14 protein-coding genes are annotated in these 11951 nt (G+C 50.9%); 10 read left to right on the top strand and 4 right to left on the bottom strand.

Annotated elements, in window-relative coordinates:
* The first annotated feature begins 61 nt into the window (after positions 1-61).
* The 9 genes from F454_RS14370 (at position 62) to F454_RS0106075 (ending at position 8118) form a co-directional block, all read left to right on the top strand.
* Positions 62-1279: a molybdopterin molybdotransferase MoeA gene (locus tag F454_RS14370; RefSeq protein ID WP_018969736.1), complete on the top strand. Its 1218-nt coding sequence runs from the start codon at positions 62-64 to the stop codon at positions 1277-1279.
* A 17-nt stretch (positions 1280-1296) separates the two neighbouring features.
* Positions 1297-1719 (top strand): molybdenum cofactor biosynthesis protein MoaE, encoded by a 423-nt coding sequence (locus F454_RS0106040; protein WP_018969737.1) that lies wholly within the window; start codon positions 1297-1299, stop codon positions 1717-1719.
* Positions 1720-1805: 86 nt separating this feature from the next.
* Complete coding sequence (gene bamD, locus F454_RS0106045; RefSeq protein ID WP_018969738.1) at positions 1806-2756, top strand: outer membrane protein assembly factor BamD; 951 nt, start codon at positions 1806-1808, stop codon at positions 2754-2756.
* 34 nt (positions 2757-2790) lie between these two features.
* Positions 2791-3297: an LPS assembly lipoprotein LptE gene (gene lptE, locus F454_RS0106050; protein ID WP_018969739.1), complete on the top strand. Its 507-nt coding sequence runs from the start codon at positions 2791-2793 to the stop codon at positions 3295-3297.
* A gap of 2 nt (positions 3298-3299) precedes the next feature.
* On the top strand, positions 3300-3968 hold the full coding sequence (rsmI, locus tag F454_RS0106055) for a 16S rRNA (cytidine(1402)-2'-O)-methyltransferase (protein WP_018969740.1): 669 nt from the start codon (positions 3300-3302) through the stop codon (positions 3966-3968).
* A 23-nt stretch (positions 3969-3991) separates the two neighbouring features.
* A complete protein-coding gene (locus F454_RS0106060) occupies positions 3992-4918 on the top strand; it encodes a sugar phosphate isomerase/epimerase family protein (RefSeq protein WP_018969741.1) in 927 nt (308 codons plus the stop codon).
* Positions 4915-5736 (top strand): alpha/beta hydrolase, encoded by an 822-nt coding sequence (locus tag F454_RS14375; RefSeq protein ID WP_018969742.1) that lies wholly within the window; start codon positions 4915-4917, stop codon positions 5734-5736. The genes F454_RS0106060 and F454_RS14375 overlap by 4 nt, the downstream gene beginning before the upstream one ends.
* A gap of 95 nt (positions 5737-5831) precedes the next feature.
* Positions 5832-6695 (top strand): sugar phosphate isomerase/epimerase family protein, encoded by an 864-nt coding sequence (locus tag F454_RS0106070; protein WP_018969743.1) that lies wholly within the window; start codon positions 5832-5834, stop codon positions 6693-6695.
* A 94-nt stretch (positions 6696-6789) separates the two neighbouring features.
* On the top strand, positions 6790-8118 hold the full coding sequence (locus F454_RS0106075; protein WP_018969744.1) for a hypothetical protein: 1329 nt from the start codon (positions 6790-6792) through the stop codon (positions 8116-8118).
* Positions 8119-8135: 17 nt separating this feature from the next.
* On the opposite strand, the gene F454_RS0106080 is transcribed toward F454_RS0106075, so the two are convergent.
* Positions 8136-8600: an RNA pyrophosphohydrolase gene (locus F454_RS0106080; protein ID WP_018969745.1), complete on the bottom strand. Its 465-nt coding sequence runs from the start codon at positions 8598-8600 to the stop codon at positions 8136-8138.
* 187 nt (positions 8601-8787) lie between these two features.
* Entirely contained in the window at positions 8788-10077 is a 1290-nt protein-coding gene (locus tag F454_RS0106085; protein ID WP_156817162.1) for a sulfatase family protein, read from the bottom strand.
* A 266-nt stretch (positions 10078-10343) separates the two neighbouring features.
* Between F454_RS0106085 and F454_RS14380 the strand changes: the two genes are divergently transcribed.
* Positions 10344-10853, top strand: coding sequence for a hypothetical protein (locus F454_RS14380; RefSeq protein WP_018969747.1), 510 nt, complete (start codon positions 10344-10346; stop codon positions 10851-10853).
* Here F454_RS14380 and F454_RS14385 read toward each other — a convergent pair whose 3' ends face one another.
* Both F454_RS14385 and F454_RS16295 read right to left on the bottom strand, forming a co-directional pair.
* Complete coding sequence (locus F454_RS14385; RefSeq protein WP_205618997.1) at positions 10854-11780, bottom strand: metal ABC transporter permease; 927 nt, start codon at positions 11778-11780, stop codon at positions 10854-10856. It lies immediately after the preceding gene.
* 3 nt (positions 11781-11783) lie between these two features.
* Complete coding sequence (locus tag F454_RS16295; protein WP_018969749.1) at positions 11784-11939, bottom strand: hypothetical protein; 156 nt, start codon at positions 11937-11939, stop codon at positions 11784-11786.
* Between the last annotated feature and the right edge of the window lie 12 nt (positions 11940-11951).

Below are 11951 nucleotides of genomic sequence, written 5' to 3' on the forward strand. Positions count from 1 at the left end.
TGGAATCACCAAATCCAAGCAATTTACCACTCTCTCAAAACTGCGACTTGATCATTGCCTCATGCAAGGACAAGATCCGCCGCAACAAGCCATGCCATTGATCACTCCACAACAGGCCGAAGAGGCGATCCTTAGTCACTTCCCAGTCGCTTCGGTAGAAAGCATCTCCATCCACGATGCCTACCACCGAGTGCTACGCGAGCCCATCCTCAGCGACCGCGCTATACCGCCATTCCATCGCGTGATGATGGATGGCATCGGCATCCAATTCCCCAAAAAGCTCGATGACTCACTCAAATTTCAAATTCAAGGAGTCCAGGCCGCAGGTAGCCCCGCGCTAGAACTCCAATCCCCGCTTCATTGCCTCGAGGTAATGACCGGCGCCACCGCACCAATCGGTGTCGACTGCGTGATTCCTGTGGAGAACATTGAAATCTCAGACGATGGATCCTCGCGAACGGCACGCGTGCTCGACTGGGACAATATCCAGGCTGGAAGCTTCATCCACTCCATGGGGGCAGATGCCGCGCGAGGAGCTGAACTTCTCCCCACTGGCACCACCTTAGCTGCTCCGGAGCTAGCCACGGCCGCCAGTTGTGGCTACACCCATGTGCAGGTATCAAAAATACCGCACATCCACTTACTCACAAGCGGTGATGAAGTGGTCCCCATTGATCAATCCCCCGAGACCCACCAAATCCGTGCAAGCCACCCGATCGCACTGAGGACATCCCTCGAGTCTAAGAAGCTTGCCACCCTCACCCATCACCACCTACCAGATGACCCCGCAGCCACAGAAGCCGCCATTTGCAGCTCACTGGCCACAGCTGACATGCTTATCCTCACTGGCGGAATCTCGAAAGGTCAATTTGACTTCATCGCCCCCATCCTGAAGAAACTTTGCGGTGATCCAGAATTCCACGGAGTGGCTCAGCGCCCAGGCAAACCCTTCGCCTTTCATCTCAAGCCTATTCCTATCTTCGCTCTTCCTGGGAACCCACTATCAGTCATGGCCTGCACCGCTCGCTATGTGATTCCAGCCCTACGGCAGCATCTGGCCACTGCATTCTCCCCACCCCAATTGCCCCCAGTAGCAGTCTATTTGAACCCTTTCCCACGCACACAAATTCTCGCCGCGCAAATGATTGATGGTAGGCTCCTACCCGCCTCGCCAAAAAACTCAGGCGAATACACCGCGACCCACCACTGCAGCGGGGTCGTTCAGATCCCCCCGCATCAATCTCCGATCAACACCGAGCTCCCCTTCTACCCTTGGTAAACACTCCGTATCCTCTTATGTTTCACATCACCGACACCACCATCAACGCTGAAGAGATCCGCCTCAAAACTCTCGACCCACAATCTGGGGGCTTTGTAAGCTTTGAAGGCTGGGTTCGCAACCACCACGAAGGCAAGCCCGTCAGCTCACTAGAGTATTCCGCCTACAACGAGCTCGCCGAAAAAGAGGGAACCAAGATCATTCAAGAAGCTCTCGAAAAGTACTCTATCGTCTCAGCCCACTGCTCGCACCGTGTTGGCCACCTCCGCATAGGCGATATGGCTGTCTACGTGGCGGTATCATCCGCCCACCGCGATGCAGCCTTCGAGGCCGCACGCTATATTATCGACGAGACAAAGACCCGAGTCCCCATCTGGAAAAAAGAACATTACAGCGATGGCAGTATCGACTGGCCACATTCCAAACAGCCAGACCACTAGCATCTATTTCTAGCAGCTGCTAGCCGCACAATATTTTCACACATTTGAGGGTTGGCAAGGAACCCACAGCTCACTAAATTCCACTCATGCACAAAGCAGTAGCTCTTTCCCTTACCGCATCAGCGATACTCGTTGGCGGATTCACTTCCTGCTCCAACAGCAACAAAAAAATTCAAGTTGCTACCGGACAAGTTGCCCCATCCAGCCAACCGGAGGCCACCGCGCTCTATCAGGAAGCTCAGAGTCTAGCGGCTCGTGGCCGCACCAAGAAAGCAGCAAAAATCTGCACACGCATCGCAGACCGCTACCCGCTCTCTGCCGAAGGCCCTGAAGCACGCCTCTATGCCGCAGATACTCTATTACTCAACGGCGACCTCATCAAGTCGTTCGAGCAATACCAAAAATTCATCGAACAATACCGCGGCACAGCCAAATATGAGCATGCCCTAGCACAGCAGGCAATCGTCGCCCATGCCGCAGCCGATGGGAAAATTCAAAATTCCTTTATCGGACTAAAATCTGACATCCCCCGCTCGAAGGCCGAGAAGATGCTCAACCAAGTCCGCGACAATGCCCCCTTTGGTAAGTCAGCAGCAAAGGCTCAATTCGCGATCGCAGAAATGTGGCAACGCGATAAAAACCTAGGCAACGCCATCGCAGCCTACGAAGACCTCTATGTGAAGTACCCAAAGTCAAGTTACGCTCCTGAAGCACTATTCCGAGTAGGCCAGCTGTTGCTCGATCAAACTGAGAAAGGCAATAGAAACCGTGGTAATCTCGACACAGCCCTCACGACCTTCACGGATCTCACTCTGCTCTACCCAAACACCAAACAAGCGAAAGTCGCTAAAGAGAAAATCAAGTTCATCGAGAAAGCTGATATCCAGCGCAGCTTCAGCGTTGCCGAGTTCTACAGCAAGAAAAAGCAATACTCCTCCGCTGCATTCTATTATCGTGAAGTACTTAGGGAAACAACGAAAGGCTCCGAACTTCACAAACTCGCTCAGGAACACCTTGACGCACTGCCCAAACAATAGCTTGAGCAACCGCCCACATCTCTAAGGCCAGATCATGAAACTTTTAAATATCGCCCTGCTCCTCACAGCTCTCATTGGGCTGAGTTCATGCGGCTATCAGGTCGGCAACACCAAGCCTACGGAGCTAGCCGCCGTCAAGCGCCTCGCCGTGCCACTCGCCACCAATCACACCCAAGAGCAACGCCTCTCAAGCATGATGACCAACAGCCTGATCGATACGATCACTCGCGACGGCACCTACACCATCAGCAACGACAGCAATGCTGACGCAACACTCTACGTCGACATCACAGAAATCAAATACGTCGTGCAGCGATACGATCCATTCGACTCGCTCAGAGCCTCGGAAATGTTCATGTACCTCAAAGCCTCCTGGCGAGTGGTCGACAACCAAAATAACCTGCTCTCGAAGGGCCGAGAGGAGGGCCGCACTCAATTCACCATCGAATCCAACCAACAAACCTCACGCAGCAATGCGTTCCCCTCAGCAGCTGAAGCTACAGCCGTGCTCATCACGCAGCGAATCGCTAACGGGTTTTAATCATGGTCAGCTTTGTACCCACGCCCATTGGCAACCGCGGCGACATCACCCAGCGAGCCATCGAGGTTCTTAGCTCCGCCGACCTCATCACTTGTGAGGACACGCGACACTCGCGACCGCTGCTCGAGTTCCTTGGAGTCGCAAAGCCAGTCACGGCATTGCATGACCACAACGAAGCTCAGAAAACCCCCGAGCTAGTAGCACGCGCTAAGGCAGGTGATCACATCGCCGTCATCACAGATGCCGGAATGCCTGCCATTTCCGACCCAGGCTACCGATTGATGCAAGCCTGCATTGAACACGAGCTGGACTACACGGTACTCCCAGGCCCTTCAGCAGTCCTCACAGCTCTGGTCGGTTCAGGTTTCCCACTCCATGCCTTTTTCTTCGGCGGTTTCCTCCCAGTGAAAAAAGGGAAACGTTCAAAAATGCTGGAACAAGCCTGCCAATCAGAACATACTTCTATCTTCTTTGAGTCACCACATCGGCTATTATCCACTCTGGAGATTCTCAACCGCGACTCTCCCGATCAAATGGTCTGCGTAGCGCGAGAACTCACCAAGAAGTTTGAAACCTACCACCGTGGCAGCTCTGCCGAACTCTTTCAGCATTTCAGCAACCATAAAGCCAAAGGAGAAATCGTCTTATTGATTTCCCCGAACGACAACTAACCTCAGTACCCGAACCTCACTTAATGATCAGCTTCTCGACATGCTGGAACAACTCACGTCACAATTGTGGTGAGAAAGTCATTGATGAGATTGTCGAGCTAGGATTCAGCAATATCGAGTTAAGCCATGGCATGATGATCACCAAGCTCCCCGGCTTGATGGATGCCTACAAAAAAGGCAAATTCCATTGCTGCGGGGTGCACAACTACTTCCCGTCACCGGTTGAGGTCATGATCGATGCGCCGGATGCATACGAGTATACATCCCACCGTATTTATGATCGCAAGCGCGCCCTAGAGCTCACACTCAAGACACTGGAGATGGCGGCACACTTTGAGGCAGACTACATGGTCATGCACATGGGTTCCGTGCCAATGCCCCCCAAACGCTGGACCAACAAACTCACGGAACTCGTGCGAGACGAAAAGCACGACGAGAAGAAGTTCCTTCGCCTCAAAGAAAAGTTCATCAAAAAGCGCGCAAAGCTTGGAAAAATCTACTACACCAGAGCAATCGAAGCACTCGAAGAAATTGTCGAAAAGGCGACTCAATTCGGTGTGAAACTCGCAATCGAATCGCGCTCACGCTACGAAGACATGCCCACCGAAGCTGAAATGCTCGCGCTTCAAGAACACTTCAAAGACAACCCGATGGTGGGCTATTGGCACGACTTTGGCCACGTGCAACTCAAGCACAACATCCACCTCCTCGAGCATCGAGACTGGCTAGCAAGCATGCAACCCTACCTGATCGGCGCACATGTCCACGACGTCTACTGGCCAGACAGGGACCACCGGGTTCCCCTCACTGGAGAAATTGATTTTGACGACTTGCTTCCATTCTTCAAACCAGAAATGCCGCACACTTGGGAACTCAGCCCTACTCGGGAAGCTGCAGACATCCGCCAAGCCCTCGCGCAATGGAGAGAGCGCTACCCAGACCGCACATGAATCCCTGGCGCAAGTACCTCATTGGCGAGCTGAGCTGGCGACGACTCATCAAGTCCGCCCTCAGCATCTATCTCATGCTAATGATTTTCGCAGTCTTTGCTGGAGATCACCTCATCTTCCCAGCTCCCAGCTCGAGCTACACCTCTCAAGCTGAGAATCTAAAGTTCCTGACTTTGAATGACACTGAGAGAACACAAATCGCCTTCCGTCACCTCGCGGCTACCGATGGCCAGCCCACCTTGCTATGGTCTCATGGCAATGGTGAGGACATCGGTATGATACACCCACTCATGCGGCGCTTTCATAGGCTTGGATACGGAAGCCTGGTCTATGACTACCCAGGGTATGGACTCAGCTCCGGGAAACCCAGTGAGTCTGGTTGCTATCTAGCAATCGATCGAGCCTACCAACACCTCACACAAGAAGCTAACATTCCGGCGCAGGATATTGTGATCGTCGGGCAATCCATTGGTTCTGGACCTTCTTGCTACCTGGCTGAGAAGCACCCTAACACTCGTAGCCTCGTTCTTATTTCACCTTTCACTAGCATCTACCGTGTGGCATTTGGAGCCCCAGTCTTCCCCAACGACCGCTTCGACAACCTCCATCGCATTCAATCTATCCAGCTAGACACCCTGATCATGCATGGAGCTTTGGACGAGATGATTCCAATCCATCACGCAAAGCAACTCGCCAATGCACATCTTGGCAAGACCCACTTTCATGAGTTCGCAACACGGGGGCACAATGACATCACAGGTAGCACAGATGACGAACGAATGGACTTCATAGCCAGAATTCTTCAGTTCACCCACTGATCCATCCAAAGTGCTCCCTGCATCCTAAATTTTATCTCAAGGATGCACAATATTACTCTTACACAACGAGCTAGCACTTCCTATTCTAGCCGACAATGATCATTAAAACGCTGCGACAGCTCACCTTGGGCATCCTAACAATCATCGGTCCATGGTGCTTTGGTCAATCCACCCTAGCCTTCTATGCATTTGCGAATGGGATGCAAGGCGTCCCAATTGAGAAACAAGCACCTCTCCTGAAGTCACTCGGATACGACGGCGTCAGCCAAGTGTTCGTAGGAGGTGACGCCCTCACTCCCTGGATCGAGACTTACCAAGCTCAAGGTCTCAAAGTCCTCAGCATCTACATCAATGCGGATGAAGCGCCTGTCAGTGCTGAATTCATGTCCCCTCTGGCTCAAGGGGGGATCATCGAACTCACTGTTCCAAAGCTCAACCCTGCAGTCATCCAATCGATTCGTAAGACCGCGCAGACCGCTTCAGAGCATGAAATTAAGGTAGCTCTCTACCCTCACGTCGGTCTTGCCGTCCAAACCATCGATGAGGCACTCAAACTCATCAATGATGTCCAACACCCCAACCTCGGTCTCATGTTCAACCTATGCCACTATCTCAAAAGCGAAGACCTCGAAAAGCTTGAAGAAACCCTAGATCGTTGCGCCCCACATCTCATGGCTGTCAGCACCAATGGAGCTGACAGCTCCGGGTCTGACTGGGACAGCTTGATCCAACCACTCAACCGAGGTAGCTTCCCGCAACAGCGGCTCTTTGATAAACTCCGCGCTATTGGATTCACTGGTCCGGTAGGCTTGCAATGCTATGGCATCAAAGAACCACCACACAAACACCTCAAGGGCTCAATGCTAGCATGGCTTCAACTGCAGCCACAAAGTACTCAAGGTGAACCAGCTCGCATTCTGAAGGGTGAACACAAAGCCACCCAAGCCCCTAAAAATTAGGGATAGGCACACCACGCCAACTAATAGACTATAGTACATATCAAAAAATGGCATTTCGCACCCTCTCGGGATTCCATTTCCCAAATAAGTTTTTATGACGCGCGCGAATACCACGATCAAGCTTTGCATGGGGATCTCTTCGATGATCCTTACGAGTCAGCTTTGTTTCGGTGAAGGTCCCACTACACCAGCGCAAAAGGATTGGATCTTTAATCCACCTGCTGGCGACTCAGCCAACTGGGACACAAATATCAGCCCAAATATCTGGGTCGACCTATTCGATGCCAACATGGAATTCGATATATCCTACGGAGAACCGACCATTGCTGACATCGCCACCATCGGGGCAAAACGTACCGCCGTCCTCAACACACCAGGAAAAAAGGTCAACCACCTCAGCCTTGCTGGCAGCCACATCGAGGCTGGAACTTTGAATATTGAGAACGGTGGGTCACTCACCGTTGCTGGACTGACCAAGCTCGCCGCGCCAGCGACTGGCTACGAGCAAACCCGTGGGGGCATTCTCAACCTCACTGGAGGGATGATTGAAACTCAGGGCATCGTACTTCTCGGTGCAGCTGATCAGTTACACATTTCTCACCACGGCACCGTCAACATCCATGGCGGGGAATGGATCTCTCGTAACCAAGTCTTCTTATCCAGCCCTGAAGCGACCCACGCTGGCATCGTCAACATGAAGGGCGGCACATGGTCACCCAAACAGACCGTGAGCCTCTCTGCTGAAAATGGTGCCGGCGGTGAAATCAACCTCTACGGAGGAGAAATCAATGCGAACCCGAACACTCCAATCGCCTTCGACCTCGGCACCAATGCCGTCATCAACATCGACGGAGGAACACTTTCAGCCCATGTACATCAAGAAAATGGTGTCATGCTTGCGCGGGGGGGCACAGTAAACCTCAAACTCGGCTACATCGTTGCTCACGGAGCCGATGGCCCCAATGACGCGATTTGCCTCAAAGATAGCATCTTGAATATCTCAGGGGGTGAAGTCTCACTGACCAAAGGTCAGATATTCACATTCGAGCCCACCATCAACATCCATGGCGATGAAGCAAGCATCCGCATGGATGGCATCAGTAGCCTGCCAGGAAAATTAACCAGCAAGTGGAATTTCATCTTCAATGCCACCGGGGTCAGTACGGTAGACAGTGCCAATTCCTTCATCAACCTCTCTGGCGCCACAGTCAATGTCGATGGTAGCTATTTCGAAGGGCGAGCTGGCCGATTCAAGCTATTCGACTCAAGAAATGACGCCGCGTTCAAAGAGCCAGCCCACTTAAAAACAGTCGGCTTTGATAACTTTTATACCAAGTTCAGCACCCTCGATGGCGACCTTTACCTCACCATCATTCCTCGAGGAGGTAAACACAAAGAGCTTACTCAGGCATCCGCGGATTAATCGCTCTCAATGCTCGATTAAGCGACACTGGAGAACTCGATACCAAAAAAGTCACTCAGCACCTTGCTATAGACTTCCCGCTTAAATTTTGGCACCCACATGATGTCAAATTCTTCAGGAAGCACCCAGTCGTAGTCTTGAAACTCTTGATTCTCCTGAGTGATATTCACTTCAGGTGCACCAGGCTTCAGTTTACACAAATAGTAGGTTTGCTGCTGGCCGTCATGCTTTTTTCGCTGACTGACTTTGGCTGGATACAGGTACTTGTATCCAGATTTTTCATCCAGCACTTCATAATGCTCTCTGGATAGCCCAACTTCCTCCTCCACTTCACGGTACAAACTATCAAGGACCGTCTCCCCTTTATCCACACCGCCTTGCGGAAACTGCCAAGCATTCTTGTTGCCACTGCGTTCACAGATCAACATCTCATTATTGTCGTTCATAATGATTGCTGCAACATTCTTTCGATACTTGGCCATGGGCGCGAATATTGGTGAAAAGTTTGTTCCTTGTAAATCCCGATTTCGAGCGATGTTTTTAACAATACTTGAATATCAATAAATCTCCGAGAGAAAAATGCCCCATACTAGCTCACTAGTATGGGGCTTGAGCCCATGAAGTCATTCCCCTCAATCACTGAAGAACGCCTCAGTTGGAATGGTTCAATCAACGGATGATTGGGTCATACCAATCGTCCATTTCTTTCTTAAGCTTTTTCACCAATTCTGGATTGTCTTTTAGCAGATCTTTTTTCTCCATAGGATCCTTCTCCAGATCGAATAGGAAGTTTCTTCTGCGTTTAATCTCTAGCGTCTTTGGGTCTCGGTCATAAGTTTCCAAATACTTCCAGAATCCCTTAACAATCCCTCGAGCCTCGATAGTGCCTTCATCGTTATCCGGAGCAACCATATCGTGGGTGAAGTCTTCAAGGAAGATTGCTTTGCGTTGAGCTACAGCTTTGCGGTCAAGAAGGTCAATCCCCTCCAACACCTCAGGGGCATCCACACCAGCCACATTGAGGAGTGTGGGAACGAGGTCGAGATTGGAGGCTAAGGACACCGTGTCGCGCTTTGCTTGCACTTTGCCAGGCCACTTGATCATGATTGGTGTTCGCACCCCCTGCTCGTATGGAGTCAGCTTATGACCTCGATAGCCTTTCGCGCCTGTTGGCCAGCCATTATCACAGATATAGAAAATGACGGTATCTTCAGTAAGCTGCTTTTCGTCGAGATGCGCGAGAAGTTCTCCACAGGTTTCATCGAACCAATCCACCATGGCAAAGTACTTCGCTTCGCGGTCGTCACAGCCTTTCTTGATGTACTTTTCATAGAGCCTCTCCGGTGGCGTATGTGGCGTGTGTGGCATAAATGCCGCATACCAAACCATAAATGGCTTCTCTTGCCCCTGCGCTTCCTCAATGAAATCATAAATCGGCTGCAGTCCTTCGCGTCCTATGTTCAGAGACTTTTTAGAACCATTGCGCATTGTCGCACCCATATTGTGGGTGAAACCTGAGACGCTCGGATGACCTTGCCAGTACTTTCCTGTGTGCAGGGATAGGTAGTCAGCCTTCTGCAGGAGCGCTGGAAACTGAGGCATTGTCTTAAAATGATCCGCCCACTTATTGCGCAGCTGCGAACTGGGGTGTCTTTCACCCGGATAGGGCTGGGGGTCATTTCCTGTATAACCATGTTGGTGCGGGTACATCCCTGTAAGCATTGTGGCCAAGGATGGGCAACACAATGCCGTCGTGACATAGCCGCGTTCATAAAGCAGGCTCTCCTCGGCTAGCTTGTCAATGTGTGGCGTTTCTATCACTTCATGCCCCATGAAGCTATAGTCGTGGTAGGCTTGATCATCACTGATGATGACCACAATATTGGGTGGTTTTTCCTCACCCACACTCATCAGAGTGGTAAGCAAGCCAGCAACTAGCGTAGTTATTGTTTTTTTCATTATTGATTTTTCTAGTTTTTTCGCAGGAATCAAACCGACCTAACACCATTTTTTACACAGCATATGACCAATTAAAACCAACGGGTACCTATAGAATACATTCCTCAAAGAAAATACTTTCACAGTGATCACCTGTTTCTATTCCCCATTATTAACGATCTAGTACAGATTCAATTTGATAGAATTTCTATACGACTTCTCTCACTTTTAGCTGTTTCAACCTAAGCTGCTCAGCTATGAATATCGAATCGTCTAATTTATACCGAATGAAACTTCTATCATCTACCATTGCCCTCTCCTTGCTCGCGGCCCCACTCTCACTCGCTCAGAATGATAATGACTCAAGTAAAGACCAAGTAAATCAGGCGCACTTTTGGGAGGCCAACCTCCCTGGAGGCAAGTACCTAGTCTCGCTTTCACGCATCTCGTCGATCAGCTTACACAAATACCATATGCAAGGAATGGTGATCCACGAGGTCGATGTGGAAACCATGGGCGCAGCACTTGCTCGCTTCTACGTGATTGAGCTCGTGGGGGAATCCGATGGCCCTAATGGCATCGCAGCCATCACCAATCGAGCACGAGAAATTGCCGACCAAGCAGGTGGTAAAACCGGGGTCGACACGAGCACTGCGGTACACAAGGAATATCCGATCACCACGCATGCGCGAACGATTGAGTACAAGCTCGGTGACCTCCAAGACCTTGAAGCACTCTACGATTCGCTCTCTAAAGCTTGGAAAAATGGCCGAGGCCGTAAGTTCACCATCAAATAATTAGACGAACGGCTCAGTGAACTCTTTGTTACGGCGGTTGACGAACTTCGTCGCCATGCCGTCCGCTGGGCCAAAAAACCATGCCAGCAAAAACAGCACCAGCCCCGACACTACTGTTGCAGCGGCTTGATTCCCATTGATCCAGACGTGCAGGTACATACCCGCCACAGATGACAACAAGGCGTGCACCCCTGAAAGCACCAACATCCACTTCAAGCGATGCGTGCATAGGTAGGCCGTCGATGCTGGAATCACAAGAAGCGCAATCACCAAAATAGCGCCGACTGCTTGGAAGGCTGAAACCACCACCACCGACAAGAATGCCATCAGAGCATAGTGTACCCAAACTGGACGATATCCATAGGAACTTGCCAAGCCAGGGTCAAAGGAGCTCAGCGTCAACACTCGATAGAACACCACAATCAACAATAGAGTGATCGCACATACCGCCGCCATGGTTACTATTGGTGTGGGGACATCTAGCCCCATCACAGCCACTGTGTTGTAGTTCAAAATATCCCCCAACGAACCTTCCAGCACACACTCTGCATCTAAATGCACCCCCCGAAGCTTGAGTGATATCATCACAACACCCAGAGCAAATAAAGAAGTGAAGGCAATCCCAATCGCAGAATCCTGCTTGATGCGTGTGCGGTGATGAATTTGTTCAATCAATAAAGTCACCAACAAGCCCGTGCTCGCAGCACCGAGCATTAGCCATGGCGAAGCCAAATCCCCCACAAACAAAAAAGCGATGACGATACCAGGCAGAACGCTGTGACTAATCGCATCCCCGACAAGCGACATCCTCCGCAGAACGAGATAAGCCCCTAACTGAGAACAGGGAAGCGCAACCAAAAACGCCATCAAGGTCAACCAAACAGCGCCTATCCCGAAATAAGCCCATGGCAGTTCTATAAGATTCATTAACTATTTTGACGATTTCTTGTCGCCAGCCAAGTGCATCATCTTCTTTGTCATAGCCAACAAATTATCGATCATTGCCCCTGTACTCTGGCGTGGCGGCTTCTTGGCATCCACGTTGATTCGTACTCGTACGGTTCTGATCTTTGCTTTATCTTCCATGAGAATCTAATT

Origin of the sequence: Rubritalea marina DSM 17716, assembly GCF_000378105.1 — a bacterium.
In the GTDB taxonomy this organism is placed as follows: Bacteria; Verrucomicrobiota; Verrucomicrobiia; order Verrucomicrobiales; family Akkermansiaceae; genus Rubritalea; species Rubritalea marina.